Raw genomic sequence first — 14,486 nt, 5'->3', positions numbered from 1 at the left:
AGAGTGCACCCAAGTGACACTGCTAAAAGCTAGTCGCTTGGACTAATGGATAAATCATGGAGGAGGCACTATGTCTGCTACGAATCGAATGAACAGAAAAACCGATTATATCACCGAGTACCAATGGGCTAGGGAAGACCCAAATTCGTTTTGGGAAACACAATCACAAGCGATCGATTGGTTTGAACCACCAAAAACGATATTACAAACTGACGATAACGGAATTGAGCGTTGGTTTCCTGATGGGGTGATGAACACCTGCTGGCTCGCGCTGGATTATCATTGTGAAAATGGGCGAGGTGACAATACCGCACTGATTTACGACTCTCCAGTTACTGGAACTCAATCCTCGTACACTTACAATCAATTGCGTGACCAAGTGGCTAAAGTCGCAGGTATGTTAGCCACGCAAGGCGTTACCAAAGGTGATCGTGTGGTGATCTACATGCCTATGATTCCTGAAGCGGCAATGGCAATGTTGGCCTGTGCACGACTTGGCGCGGTGCATTCGGTGGTGTTTGGCGGATTCGCCCCTCATGAGCTTGCTGTTCGAATTGAAGATGCCGAGCCCAAGGTGTTGATTACTGCCTCCTGCGGTGTCGAGATAAACAAAGTCTTGCCATATAAGCCGATGGTTGATCGCGCGATCATGGACAGCCGATGGAAGCCTGAAAAAGTAGTGGTATTCCAAAGAGAGCAGTCTCTAGCCGAATTGAACAACGAACGCGATGTACTTTGGCAACAAGCGGTTAACGATGCTTTGCCTCACGTGTGTGTGCCCGTTCTAGCAACTGACCCGCTATATATCTTGTATACATCAGGAACGACGGGTAAGCCAAAAGGCGTGGTGCGCGATAATGGTGGTCATGCGGTCGCCATGAAATACTCGATGAGCACTATCTACGATATGCCGCAAGATGGCGTGTTTTGGGCGGCTTCTGATGTCGGATGGGTAGTGGGGCATTCCTATATTGTGTATGCGCCATTGATTCATGGCTGTACGACCATTTTGTTTGAAGGCAAGCCAGTCAGAACGCCAGATCCCGGCGCATTCTGGCGTGTGTGTGAAGAATACAAGGTCGATGTATTGTTTTCTGCTCCAACGGCATTTAGAGCCATTAAGAAAGAAGATCCTGAAGGTGAGTTGCTCACCAAGTATGACTTATCATCACTCAAGTCGATTTTCATGGCTGGCGAGCGTTTGGACCCTCCAACATTGGATTGGGTTGAATCTCATACCAACAAGCCGGTTATCGATCATTGGTGGCAAACAGAAACTGGTTGGGCTATTTCTGCCAATCCCACAGGGCTGGAATCTTTGCCAGTCAAAGCGGGTTCTTCCACTAAACCTGTTCCGGGTTACCAAGTGGAGATTCTCAATGAACTCGGTGAAGTAGCACAGCCTAATCAACAAGGATTTGTGGCTCTTAAACGCCCGTTGCCACCAGGCTGTCTACCAACTGTTTGGCGTAATCATGATCGATTTGAATCCGGCTATCTGAGCCAATTCCCAGGCTATTACGTTTCTGGTGATGGCGGCTATCTCGATGAAGATGGGTATCTGTTTATCATGGGTCGTATTGATGATGTGATAAACGTAGCGGGACATCGTCTGTCTACGGGGGAAATGGAAGAGATCGTGGGTGGTCACCCTGCTATTGCAGAATGTGCGGTAGTCGGGATTCACGATGACTTAAAAGGACAACTACCTCTTGGGTTAGTCGTGCTGAAAGATGGCGTAAAAGTCGATGGCACTGAGTTACAAGCGGAGTTGGTTGGCAAGGTTCGTAATGAGATCGGCGCGGTCGCTTGTTTTAAGCAAGCCTTGGTGGTTGAGAGACTGCCTAAGACGCGCTCAGGCAAGATTTTACGTAGAACCATCCGGCAGATCGCAGAAGGTGAACAATATGTGGTGCCTTCGACGATTGACGATCCTACCAGCTTAACTGAAATTGCTGAAAAGCTCGGTAAATAAGTTTTGTTGTTTAGGTAATCTCCCTTCGGCTTATTGATTTATACATAAGCCAGTGTGATGGTTTACCTAAACTCTACTTTATTCATCCGCTTATCCATTGCGTTTACTATGACCTCATTATGAATCCCACATATTGAGGTCTTTTTATGCGAGCTTACTTTTTGTTGATTGCTTTATTGGTTAGTGGTGCTGCTAGTGCCAGTATTTCAAAGGATGAAGCGAGTAGAGCGTTGTTAGAACCTTTGAGTCATCCCAAGGTATTTAAATGTGTGTCCAAGACAGGCGTCGATCTCTATCAAGCGGTTTTTGATATTGGTGTGGGATATGAAGCCGACCCTATTAACTCGAAGATGATCGTTAATTCAAGGAAAGGCCGCTACGAATATCAAATCTTAGGCGCAGTAAGATCTGAAAGAGCCGGTGAAATTGTCGTGTTAACTCGCCATGTGGGAGACGGTGTTAAAGTTGCTGCGATGATTGATGACGAAAATGGCAAGATACTGGGGATCGGCGATAAAAATCATTATCGAGATTGCGGTGTTAGGCCACCACCTAGCGTAGCAAACATGCAAAACTTTTGGTCTAAAGGCTAAGAGCGACATGTGAAAGACAAGAATTATTGAGAAAGCGCGATTGAGGCGACCTTATTGGTCGCCTTTATTGTTGGTGAGGATAAAGCGAGCTCAAAGATATATATCATTAATCAGTTATGCGATGGCTGAATAATACATAGCTGAACATGATGTATCGTCTAAACGTGGCTTTATTTATCTCATTAACGGTTCTGCTTAAGATGGCTTTACTCCAAACGAAGAACTAAGCGAGACTCCTATGAAATTCACTAAACCTTTTCTTTTAGCGACACTGATTGTGACTCTTTCTGGTTGCGCATCACCAGCAATGGATAACGAAAATGAGAATGCTGCACGTAATCGTGGTGCTGTAGGTGGTGCTTTACTAGGAGCAACAGCAGGCGCTCTAACTGGAGATGCGAGTTTAGCCGTGAAGGGCGCTGCATTAGGTGGTGTGACCGGTGGTGTTGCGGGTTCAATGAAAGATACGGACGATGCAAGAAACGCACAACGAACCCAAGTTACTGCTGATGGTCTAGCGCAAGACAATCGCACCGATGCAGAAAAGCGAGTTGCTGAAGTAGAGGCGGAAATTAAGCTTATTGAACTAGAACAACAGCTTGCTGATCTCAAAGAAGAGAAAGAAGATAACGGTGCATAAAGCAAAAGCCACAGCTTCGATATTCGTTTAATTCAAAATCATTCAAACAGAATGGCCACGTAATGTGGCCGTTTTTGTATCTAAAATACACACTTCAAACAATGAATTAATTCAATAACTTGTATAGATACTCACGCCAAGTAAACTAGACTCAGTTTAGATATTAATTTGGTTTGAGAAGCGCAATAGTCATGAATGTCACCTTAAGGGCCGCAAAGCACGCGGATTTGGAACAACTTAACGAGTTAATGTTCGATCTCCACCATCATCACCACCTTGCTAGCCCAGAGCACTTTAAAACGGCAGAAGAGATTGAGCAGGAAAAAAGCATTGCACGATACTTGGATGACCCTGAATGTTTGGTTTATGTGGCATTAAAAGGTGAGCTCATTGTTGGCTTTATCTCTGGGCATTTTTGTGAGCTTATCTCAACAGTGAGTAAACCAGTGCCGATGGGAAGTGTCGATGAACTGTTTGTGTTGCCTGATTATCGAAAAGAATCAATTGCTGAAAAGTTGTTTAACAAAGTTGAAAGTACTTTTGATGATTATGGGGTTGAACAAGTCTTTGTAGAAGTTTGGGACTTTAACTCACCTGCCAAGGACTTCTATCAAAAAATGGGGTTCACACCTCACATTCAATGGATGAGGAAGGCTTTGCACAAAACGTAGACAGCGATTTTGTGTGGCTTTGATTACAATAGTTCAACTGCAACAGCAGTCTTCAATATTCTTCTATTATTTTTTAGGTAAACTCGTTGGTTATTCGATATTTATTAGTTTTCATACTGTCTCTTTTGAGTACTACTTCCGCTTGGGCAAACGACACTTTGCCCGATCATATCGCGGGCGCCTTGTGTGTAGTACGTGCTGATAACCAAATCGTGTTGGTTGATGAGTTGATCACAGGTCAATTGTCTCTACCGGGAGGCACTGTGGTTTCTGGTGAGCCGCCAGCCGTCGCGGCGCAACGTGAAACGTGGGAAGAGGCGGGCTTGTCGGTAACGGTCGGTGATATACTGGGTTATACCGACAGTGCCGTCGTGTTTGATTGTATTTCTGACTCTGAAGTGATCAGCTACAAGGCTCGAAATGAGTTAGGTGGCTTTGAGCTGCCGATCTGGTTTGCTCCTCATTATGGCGTGGAAGTCAGCCGAGCGATGTTACTTCCTCCTACTGAATTGCAAGATCACCAATACCGCTATCCAGAACAGTGGTTTGAGATTAACGAGCTGTTTTTATCTGCGACAGATCAACCTGTGACGTATGTGACTGAGCTGGTGGGCGCAGCACCTAAGGTTCATCAAGTTGAATTAAATTGGATTGTGTCACTTCAAAACACGTTCGATAAGATGCCAAGCGTGTTTGCGAATACTGTGCTTTTGACTGACTTGTTGGCGAAGCCATGGGTTTTCATTGTGATATTGCCGCTAATTGCTTGGTACTTTGGCCGTAACTTCGCGTTGAAGTTTGGCTTCACTTTGATCTCGGTGACACTACTTACTTTAATCGCGCACCAAGGTTTTGGTTTTCCACGTCCACACGCTTACTTGCCAACATTGAAACTGGTGATGAGCAGTGGGTATAGTTTTCCAAGCCTGTTGGCTGCCTTGTGGGTTAGTTTAACCTTGTTAGTCTTTTGGAAACTAAAACGCCTCTTGGAGCAAAAAGCGATTCTGATAGTGCTCGCTGGCCTGCTGTGGATCATGCTATTTAAGTCTTATTCAGGCAGTGCGTTCTTTAGTGATGTATTAATGGGTGGCGTATTAGGCGCTTTAACGACGTGGCATGTCGTGAGATTAGACGCGAAACCGGATGTTGATATTAGTGCTTTATTGAGTTCTAAAGGTGTTTGGTGGGCATTGTGCTTACTGTCGATTGTTCTCACGGTGATATGGCCACTGCCAACATTCTCATTCTGGGTGGCGATTTTGATGACGATTGCATGCCTAGTGACGTTAACAGACTCGAAACCTTTAGTTGGTCAGTTCTCATTCAAGATCGTTCTTGGAGTGATGGCGATGTTGTTAGCGGGAAATCTGCTGATTAGCTGGGCTGGAAGCTTTGTCTCTTTCAGTGGTATTGCTTCATTTATTGTTGAAACGTTACGTTTCCCAATCTTGATTCTGTTTGGTGTGGTGGCATTTCGTCTGCCATGGAAAAGAGAGTAAGCGACTCGACTAACACAAAATCAAAAGGCTGTGCAGTGCACAGCCTTTGTCATTTCTGAAACAAGCAAAAAGTAATTCTTATTAGAACCTGTTGAGCGTTTATGAGTTGAAGATAAACTTCTCAATCGCGACCGCTACACCATGGTCGTCGTTGCTCGCTGTGATGTGATCCGCCAGTTTCTTGGTTTCTTCCATTGCGTTTTCCATTGCAATGCCAAGGCCTGCGTATTCAAGCATATGGTGATCGTTTTCAGCATCACCCATGCAGATGACTTCTTCCGCTTTAATGCCTAAGTGTTTCGCTATCGCTTCAATACCGACACCCTTGTTTGATTTCGGGTTTAGGAACTCTAAGAAGAATGGTGCACTTTGTACGATAGTAAACTGAGTCTTAAGCTCTTGTGGCAACTTACCGATGATTTCAGTCAGCTTGCTTGGTTCAGCGACAATCATAGTTTTGATGATTTCGTGGTCGTCTTCTAGTTGAGAAAAGTCGAACTCGGTAATATCTAAGCCATTAATACGCGCTTCAATACCAGTGTACTCATTGTTCTCAGGTGTGATTAAGCCGTGGATCTTGCTGAAAGCATGGACATTACCACCAAGCTGTTCAGCGAGGGCAGCAATCTTTTTTGCGGCTTTACCGTTGCTGATCTCACTGTGAATGATCTCTTTTGTCGATACGTTCTGAACCATAGAACCATTGTAGAAGAGTACAAAGTCATCTTCGCCGTCAATCGAAAGCTCATCTAATTTGCTTTGCATGCCTTCTAAAGGGCGACCAGAAGCGAGAACCACTTTCACGCCTGCAGCTCGTGCTTTGGCGATTGCGTCTTTGTTCTCTTGAGAAATCACTTTTTCACTGTTGAGTAGTGTGCCATCCATATCAAGAGCAATCAGTTTGTACATGTTGTTCCTTACTAAAAAATTAAAAGCTAACGAAATCTATGGGCGAAAGGATAAGGGAACTTGAAAGTTCAGGCTAGGGCTTTGATCAACTCATTTATCAGTACTCATTTGTTTGACCGAAAGGGGGAAGTGCTTTAAGGTCTGCGGTTGATTAATTTCATCAAATGATTGAGCTGAGGAAAAGTTGTACAAGATTAATGAAATGTTTGAAACCATTCAGGGTGAGGGCGTGTTTACTGGCGTTCCCGCTGTTTTTGTTCGTCTGCAAATTTGCCCAGTGGGCTGTTCTTGGTGTGATACCAAGCAGACCTGGGAAGCGTTGCCAGAAGATGAAACCAGCCTTGGCGATATTATGGTTAAGACAGAAGATTCACCTACTTGGTCAGCAATCGATGCTCAAGGAATCGTGAATGAATATATCAAGCAAGGTTACACTGCTAAGCACATTGTGATTACTGGTGGTGAGCCATGCATTTATGATCTTGTTCCTCTTACTGAAGCATTTGAGCAGCACGGTTGTCGCTGTCAGATTGAGACTAGCGGAACATCAGAAGTTAAAGCCACACCGGACACTTGGGTTACGGTGTCACCGAAAGTGGCGATGAAAGCGAAACTGGAAATCTTAGATAGCGCCTTGCAACGTGCTAACGAAATTAAGCATCCAGTAGGTACAAGCAAAGACATCGAACAACTTGACGGTTTATTGGAGCGAGCAGCAGTTCCTAACGACACTGTTATCGCTCTGCAACCAATCAGCCAAAAAGACCGTGCTACTCAGCTTTGTATTGATACCTGCATTGAGCGCAATTGGCGCTTATCAATACAAACTCACAAATATTTGAGCATCGCATAGGTTGTATTTTTACTGCGCAAGATAAGTCGCCAGTAGAAGGTTCTCGTAAGGATTTAAGATGAAAAAAGCAGTGGTAGTATTCAGTGGTGGTCAAGACTCAACAACGTGTCTTGTTCAGGCATTAAAAGAGTATGATGAAGTTCATGCGATTACTTTTGATTATGGTCAACGTCATAGACTTGAGATTGAAGTTGCGGAGTCATTGTCGAAAGAGCTTGGTGTGAAAGCGCATAAAGTGATGGATGTGACTCTGTTGAATGAACTGGCTATCAGCTCTCTGACTCGTGACGATATTCCTGTGTCTCATGAACTGCAAGAAAATGGGCTGCCGAATTCATTCGTTCCTGGTCGTAATATTCTATTTCTAACTCTAGCGGGTATTTACGCTTACCAAATCGGTGCTGAAACCGTGATTACAGGTGTGTGTGAAACAGACTTTTCTGGTTACCCTGATTGCCGTAATGACTTTGTGAAGGCGATGAACTCTGCACTTGTACAAGGTATGGATAAGCAGCTTGATATCAAAACACCGCTAATGTGGTTAAACAAGGCTGAGACATGGGCGCTAGCAGACCAGTACTCAGCACTTGAGCTTGTTAGAAACAAAACACTGACTTGTTACAACGGCATTGTTGGTGATGGCTGTGGCGATTGTCCTGCATGTGAACTGCGTAAAGTTGGCCTTAACGATTACCTCGGTGATCGCGAAAGCATTATGGCTGAGTTGGTTCGCAAACAGTCTGAGAATAAATAATCTCAGGTAAATCAATCGGTTCGTTATATGCATCAATAATACAGTTTCGACCGTTGCTTTTGGCTTGATAGAGCGCTTGGTCAAGCACTGAATACAAGTCATCAAAGTCACTTAATGCGTTTGAGGTTGCTAGATAAGCAAAACTCGCGGTCACATTAAGTGACTTTTTGCTTTCTGATAAGAAGACAGTGCTTGAAATGGCGTAGTGCAACTCTTCAACGCGTTCTCGTACCTCTGCTGGTTTGGTATCGGTTAACATGATGACAAATTCTTCTCCCCCTAAGCGACCAAACAACTCACCATTCACTAAGTGTTTTCTAACTTGATCACTAATATGGACCAGGGCTCGGTCACCAGTAGGGTGCCCATGCTCATCGTTAATCTTCTTAAACTTATCGAGATCGAGCAGCACGAGCACATGCTGTTTGTCCGTCCCTTTACAGCGTTTCACTCTTTTGATTCTTCGAATTATCTCAGTTCGGCTATATGCTTTCGTTAAGCCATCAATTGCTGCTTTTGCGCGAACCGTTTTGTTGACCAATACCGTAAAGCTTGCAGTACAAAGCAACAGAATAACAACGATGTTGTACATCCATCTTTGATGTTCCATTTTTTCAATTTGAACGCGGTCGAGTTTCGACTGATGTGTCAGGAAAGAGCTTTCAAGTTCCTGCTCATATTTGGCGTGCGTCAGGCCGAGCGCTTCGAGTGCGAGTCGATTATCTATGTCTCTAGCTTCCATTTGTATTGATGAGTATCGCTGGTAGAAATAGAAAGCTTGTTGGTAATCGCCGAGTGATTGATGAATATCTGAAAGCTGCAGAAGTGACTGCGCGATGTATTTATGCCTTTTGACTCGTTCTGCTATTTCTAACGCTTGCTTAGCATAGTTGAGCGCTTCAGTTGGCAGTTTCTGTTCTTCGAACATATCGCTGATCGCCAAGTAAGCATTGATGCGAATGACATCATTGCTCAGTTCGCTCGAAGCTGAAAGAGACTCGATTAAGTAGGATCTCGCCACATCATAGTCTTTCGTTTGAGTGTACGCTTTTCCTAAGCCAAGATTTGTTAGTGCGATACCGTAGCTATGCGACGTTGCGCTCAGCAGTGTTATTGCTGTTTGAAAGTGGTGAATTGCTAGGTCACTTTGCTCTTGGTTAAGGTAGAGATCCGCAAGGCTGTGATGCACTTGTGCTTTCATTAAATCTGAAGCGTTTGATCTGAGAGCTAGAGCTTGCTCTAGATACTCCGCCGATTTTTCATATTGCTTTAATTCTTTGAGCAAGTTACCCACATCGTTGTAAACCCCTGAAATATCATGCCCTTGTGGAAACACATTTATTAGTGATAGGTAGGTGTCTAGTGCAGCTTGATAGTCACTGCGGAAATGGTGATTGTTCGCGATGACTCGATAAGCCCCGAATTTTGGTAATACAGGGTCAGCGATGTCATGTAAATCTGACTGAAGGGCAGAGCAGTAATAGTTCGCTTGATGGTATTTAGCTTGCTCGTTAAGCGATCGGCATAGCTGGTATTTTAGTAAGGCTTTTCCAGTTAAATCACCACGAGATTGCATTTTCGCCAAAAGTGTTAGAAAGCCTTGTTGTGCTTGTTCATATTGGCCTTTGCCGTCTTTCATCAGAGCAGAAATAAACGCTGTTTCTATCGCCTGGTAGTCGCTGTCGTTTGAAGCGATTCCGTAGAACGGCTGATCTCGGTGGCTCATGTATTGATACAGAAGAGACGCAAGGTAAAGCTTATCTCCGTAAACCGTTGACCCGATGTAGCGTGTTTGCAGCATGTTTAATGCGCGCTCAGGAGAGTGGTTTAAAGTAGAGAGGTAAAGCGCGTTCCAATCAGCATTTGGAGTCGAGCTTAAATTGGAGGTATAGACTGGTGAATTGTGGTCACGATCTGATGTTGATACTTGGCTATAAGAACAAAAGCTAATGAATAGTAGAAAGGTAACAAAAACGAAGTGATTCACAAGAGACGAACAATCAGATAAAGAACGATATTCTATTATTAGTTTGATGTTGCTTCAAATTTTGAATGGTAAAGCTACGAGGTTATGCGAGGTAGATCTCTAATTTATTGATACTAATCAGAGGTATATCGGTCGCACGATTCGCACGACCGATATCGGAAATTAGATGTATAATTTCGCTAGGTCAGAAGGCTCAAGCTCTTTGCCTTCTAATGTTGCATTCCAGTTAGTACCAACAAGAACGCCGTCTTCAGCAAGAGTCAGTAACCAATCTTCTACAAAGATATCTAGTGGAATTTCTAATACTTCGAAGTCCGCCCACTCTTCAACGTTGTGAGTTTGAGCATCTTCTTTTGAAGACCAGAATGGCATCACTTCGCTGTTTTCGAATTCACTTGAGTCACATGCTAGCCAACCTTCTTCGTTGCGAAGGCCCCATACCAGTTTAGTTTCTTGTGTTTCAGAAACGAAAAGTTCTAGATTTGCTTGAGTATCAGCTGTTAGTTTGCTCATGGATTAATTCTCTATGTTGATAACGTGGCAAGATTAACATTATAGACGGCTTAGGTATATGCTATTCAAGGAATTATCACCATACTGAAACGTTAACTTAAGATAACGTTTCAGTATGGTAAAAGCAGGGCACGCCTACTTTTTAATTTTGGTGAAGATGTGCCATTCTTCTTTGATATTACCCTTAAATCCAACAACGGAAGCAACAACTTTTCGATGCAGTGCGTGATTGATTTGAGTGTCATCGCTGCTGAATTCAGAATCGCCATGACCGACGATGTTAACTCTAGATGGCTGAATACCGTTGCTGATTAGCGCACGTCTTACATGCGATGCACGTTCTTTCGAAAGCTTTAGGTTGTGTGCCGCGTTACCTACTTTGCTGGCATAACCTTGCAATTCAATGCTTGTGCTCTCGTAGCGCTTCAAAAACGCAGCCATTTGGCGTATCTGTCCTAGGAAAACAGGGTTTATTTCCGTGGAATTATTAGCAAAGAGTATATGCAGCTCTTTCTTTTCCGATGACTCGAAATATGAGCCACAACCGTCATTATCGATCTCGGCACCAATTTGCGTATCGGGACATAAATCTCTCGCGTTGATTACACCGTCACTGTCATCATCTTGAAGATCGTAAATCTGAGTAACAGGCGGAAGAGCGCGATATTCGAATTCATCTTCGCTGTTTTCAGCTAAAGCATTGGCAGATACAACCATGAAGCAAAGCGATAATACTGTGTTGGTAAGCTTCATTAATATTCCACCTTTTCATTCCATTCTTCTGGGATCTCAACTCGTAAACCGATGAGTAGGTTACCAGTTGCGTTCATTACGCGATATTTTGCGTATTGCTCGTCATACTTAGCATCTAAATAGCCTTTACGAGCTTCGAATAATTCATTCTCGGTGTTAAGTAAGTCGAGAAGGGTACGTTTACCGATGCGGTATTGTTTCTCATATGAGATTACCGTGTCTGATGCCGAGTCTACGTGGTCAGATAGAAACTCTTTTTGCTGAACTGTTAAATCAAGTGCGCTCCATGAAAGACGCAGACTCTCTTCTACATTGCGGTAAGTACTTTCGCGAAGGTCTTTGGCTTTGTTGAGTTGGTAAGCTGCACTTTCTGCACGGTCTTGATCCGAACCACCATTGTAAAGGTTGTATCTTAAACGAACCATGGCAGAAAACTCATCGCTGCTGCCTTCTGTACCACCGGCATCATCACGCCAAGTTTGAGCGGCTTCAAAAGAAACAGTCGGGTAGTTAGTGCTTTTGGATTGCTTGTATTGGAACTTCGCTGAGTCAACATCGGCTTGTGCAATCTTAATGACTGGGTGCTGGTTAAACGCTTTTGCCAACGCACCATCAACGGTATAAGGAATCGCGCCCACATCTGCGCGAGGGAAGGTCAACCCTAACGGAGATTGACCGACAATTCTTTTAAACTGTGTATGTGTATCAAACAGGTTGTTTTGAGCAGCAAGCAAATTCCCGTGCGCTTTCGCAATACGAGCCTCAACTTGTGACATATCTGCGGTTGAACCAATACCTGATTCCACGCGCTTACGAATATCGTTATATATCTCTTTGTGCGTCGCTAAATTACTTTCCGAAAGAGAAAGCACTTCATAGGCTTTCACTGCATCAAGATAAACCTTTGTTACTTCTAAAGCGATGTCTTGCGCGTTAGATAGTAGTTGATAGCGCACAGACTCTGCATCAGCGGCAGTGCGGTCGATATCATTGGATGTATTAGCACCATCCCATATCAACTGGGTCAAAGTGATCGTTGCTTCTTTTCTAGTCAGATCGGTAGTGTCTTGGTTGGTTGCAAGATCAGTATGTTCATAACCAATCCCACCATCTAAGTCTATACTTGGTCGATAAGCACCACCAGAAGCGTCGTTAAGATAACGCTTACTGATATATTCGTTATAAGCACTTTTGATTTCAGGGTTGCTTTCTAAAGTAAACGCAACGGCTTGCTCTAAGGTTTGTGCTGTTGTCGGCAAACTTAGCGCTATAGCTAACCCTAATGTTGTCGTTTGAATGTAATTCAATTTCCATCTCTCCAAATTGGACTGCATCTAAACCTACGCTTTTTAATGTGCTAGATACGAAATTTAGATGAACCGCCAAAAATATAACGTTCGCTCGAGAAGCTACCGTAAATGGTTGTAAAGTTGTTAACAGCTTACTGTGCGCTTTATGATGATTTTAAGAGCGTCAATTTTACGTTTTTAGCTGTGTTATTTTTCGCAAACACAATAACTTATATTGATAGTGTGAGCACTTTCATTATTGTGTGATGTGATCAGCGTCATTACCTTGGCACTCGGTTTGTTAAATACTAGATTCATAACTAGGAATGATGTGACGTTAAATGTTATATTTTAAAGAATTATATAAATAAGGTGTCACAAAATTGACGTGGCAAGCGAAAATTGGTTTTAGGGGTTGATATGGACATTACAGCATTGAATTTGACTGGTGCACTTGCATTGGGTCAGCGCATTGTTATTTCAGTGGATGGCACGGTTAGAGTACTTGAAGACGGAGAGCCTCTTCAGGCTGGAGATGTAACTCTTGAATCTCAAAATACACCTAATGAACCTCAGGTATCAGTTAAGCGTTTTTCACCTGAAGACGGTGAAGTTGAACTAGACCAAGATATCGCAAATATCTTTGCCGCATTAGAAGAAGGTGAAGACCCTACTGAGTTAGGAGATGAGTTCGCTACCGCTGCTGGTCAAAATGGTTCAAGCTTAGCAACTAGTGGGACTGTAGAACGAGACGGTGAAGAAACGATCCCTGGTACTGAGTTCATCACTACGGGCTTTGAGGCACTAGGCATGTCTCGAACTCAAAGCTTAAGCCTTCTAGAGCAATTCCGTTCGTTTGAGCAAATTAATAGCGCTCCTACCTTTGTTGATACCAATAACTCGCCTGTCGGTGACGCTCTCTCATTTACAACCGATGAAGATACTCCAGTAAGCGGAACCTTGTCAGCGTCAGACGAAGATGGCGACTCCCTGTCTTTCGTTAAGTCCACCGATCCATCAAATGGTACTGTCGTTGTCGATGAAAATGGTGATTGGACTTATACCCCCAACGAAAACTACAACGGTAACGATAGCTTTACGGTTATCGTCGATGATGGTAACGGTGGTACTGACACAATTACGGTTAACATTGGCGTAACTCCCGTAAATGACGCGCCTATAGGTAATGACCTTTCAGTAACCACCGACGAAGATACCCCAGTAAGCGGAACGCTAAACGCAACAGATGTGGACGGCGACTCGTTAACATTCTCAAAAGGTACAGATCCGTCAAACGGTTCTGTAGTCGTTGATGAAAATGGTAATTGGACCTATACGCCTGACGAAAATTACAACGGAAGCGATAGCTTCACCGTTGTAGTTAGCGACGGGAATGGAGGCACAGATACTATTACTGTTGATATTGGGGTGACGCCTGTAGATGACGACTCTTTGTTTTTTAACCAAGAACTAAGTTATGCGGAAAACCAAGTGGCGGACGCGGTGGTGGGTACCTTGTCCGGCAGCGATCTGGATGGCGTGACCAAATACGAGTTCAAACACAGTGACGGCACCTTAAGCGCCACAAGTGAAGACGGTTTCTACAGTGTGGATGCGGCCGGCAACATCAGCATCACGGCAGCGGGCGTTTCGGCGGAGGTGAACGACTTCGAGCAAGGCACGAACAGTGGCGATTACCAGATGGTGATGACCGACGGTTACGGCTCGACAGCGGAAGCGACGGTGACCCTGAAAGAGAGCAACGTGGATGAGTCAGGCTCGTTCGGTGCGCAGACGGTGACGTACGCGGAAAACCAAGTGGCGGACGCGGTGGTGGGTACCTTGTCCGGCAGCGATCTGGATGGCGTGACCAAATACGAGTTCAAACACAGTGACGGCACCTTAAGCGCCACAAGTCAAGACGGTTTCTACAGTGTGGATGTGGCCGGCAACATCAGCATCACGACAGCAGGTGTGGCGGCGGACGTGAACGATTTCGAGCAAGGCACGAACAGTGGCGATTACCAGATGGTGATGACCGACGGTTACG

The 14,486-nt window shown here is 44.3% G+C and carries 13 protein-coding genes; 8 read left to right on the top strand and 5 right to left on the bottom strand.

The annotated features are described in order from the left end of the window. Positions 1 to 70: 70 nt before the first annotated feature. From AB6E85_RS19315 to AB6E85_RS19295, 5 genes are all read left to right on the top strand, one after another. Complete coding sequence (locus AB6E85_RS19315) at positions 71 to 1,975, top strand: propionyl-CoA synthetase (protein ID WP_372143744.1); 1,905 nt, start codon at positions 71 to 73, stop codon at positions 1,973 to 1,975. Positions 1,976 to 2,121: 146 nt separating this feature from the next. After that, entirely contained in the window at positions 2,122 to 2,568 is a 447-nt protein-coding gene (locus tag AB6E85_RS19310; RefSeq protein WP_050648228.1) for a hypothetical protein, read from the top strand. A gap of 238 nt (positions 2,569 to 2,806) precedes the next feature. Continuing rightward, entirely contained in the window at positions 2,807 to 3,208 is a 402-nt protein-coding gene (locus tag AB6E85_RS19305; RefSeq protein WP_017062298.1) for a glycine zipper domain-containing protein, read from the top strand. Between the two features lie 191 nt (positions 3,209 to 3,399). Continuing rightward, the gene (locus AB6E85_RS19300) at positions 3,400 to 3,879 is read left to right on the top strand and encodes a GNAT family N-acetyltransferase (protein WP_009846623.1); all 480 of its coding nucleotides are present in this window, start codon (positions 3,400 to 3,402) and stop codon (positions 3,877 to 3,879) included. Positions 3,880 to 3,965: 86 nt separating this feature from the next. Further along, entirely contained in the window at positions 3,966 to 5,378 is a 1,413-nt protein-coding gene (locus AB6E85_RS19295; protein ID WP_372143742.1) for an NUDIX domain-containing protein, read from the top strand. Between the two features lie 99 nt (positions 5,379 to 5,477). Here the strand turns inward: AB6E85_RS19295 and AB6E85_RS19290 are convergent, their stop codons facing one another. Then, a complete protein-coding gene (locus AB6E85_RS19290; RefSeq protein ID WP_372143740.1) occupies positions 5,478 to 6,287 on the bottom strand; it encodes a Cof-type HAD-IIB family hydrolase in 810 nt (269 codons plus the stop codon). 184 nt (positions 6,288 to 6,471) lie between these two features. Here AB6E85_RS19290 and queE point away from each other — a divergent pair, with 184 nt between their 5' ends. Further along, positions 6,472 to 7,140, top strand: coding sequence for a 7-carboxy-7-deazaguanine synthase QueE (queE, locus tag AB6E85_RS19285; protein ID WP_338107884.1), 669 nt, complete (start codon positions 6,472 to 6,474; stop codon positions 7,138 to 7,140). Between the two features lie 58 nt (positions 7,141 to 7,198). Beyond that, the gene (gene queC, locus AB6E85_RS19280) at positions 7,199 to 7,894 is read left to right on the top strand and encodes a 7-cyano-7-deazaguanine synthase QueC (RefSeq protein WP_050633466.1); all 696 of its coding nucleotides are present in this window, start codon (positions 7,199 to 7,201) and stop codon (positions 7,892 to 7,894) included. Here the strand turns inward: queC and AB6E85_RS19275 are convergent. From AB6E85_RS19275 to AB6E85_RS19260, 4 genes are all read right to left on the bottom strand, one after another. After that, the gene (locus AB6E85_RS19275) at positions 7,854 to 9,881 is read right to left on the bottom strand and encodes a diguanylate cyclase (protein WP_372143738.1); all 2,028 of its coding nucleotides are present in this window, start codon (positions 9,879 to 9,881) and stop codon (positions 7,854 to 7,856) included. The two genes, queC and AB6E85_RS19275, sit on opposite strands and share 41 nt — an antisense overlap. Before the next feature lie 162 nt (positions 9,882 to 10,043). Continuing rightward, positions 10,044 to 10,394, bottom strand: coding sequence for a DUF2750 domain-containing protein (locus AB6E85_RS19270; RefSeq protein ID WP_017062305.1), 351 nt, complete (start codon positions 10,392 to 10,394; stop codon positions 10,044 to 10,046). A 135-nt stretch (positions 10,395 to 10,529) separates the two neighbouring features. Continuing rightward, entirely contained in the window at positions 10,530 to 11,147 is a 618-nt protein-coding gene (locus AB6E85_RS19265) for an OmpA family protein (protein WP_372143736.1), read from the bottom strand. Then, positions 11,147 to 12,454 carry a TolC family outer membrane protein gene (locus tag AB6E85_RS19260; RefSeq protein WP_050648222.1) on the bottom strand — a complete coding sequence of 436 codons (1,308 nt, stop codon included), beginning with the start codon at positions 12,452 to 12,454 and terminating at the stop codon, positions 11,147 to 11,149. The genes AB6E85_RS19265 and AB6E85_RS19260 overlap by 1 nt, the downstream gene beginning before the upstream one ends. Positions 12,455 to 12,856: 402 nt before the next feature. Here AB6E85_RS19260 and AB6E85_RS19255 point away from each other — a divergent pair. Continuing rightward, a partial coding sequence (locus AB6E85_RS19255) for an Ig-like domain-containing protein (RefSeq protein ID WP_372143734.1) occupies positions 12,857 to 14,486 on the top strand: 1,630 nt, incomplete at its 3' end.

The sequence above is a fragment of the Vibrio sp. 10N.247.311.51 genome (genome assembly GCF_041467855.1).
GTDB classification, from domain to species: Bacteria; Pseudomonadota; Gammaproteobacteria; order Enterobacterales; family Vibrionaceae; genus Vibrio; species Vibrio coralliirubri.
The sequence above is the reverse complement of the archived record's forward strand: the minus strand, read 5'-3'. Positions and strand labels throughout refer to the sequence as shown.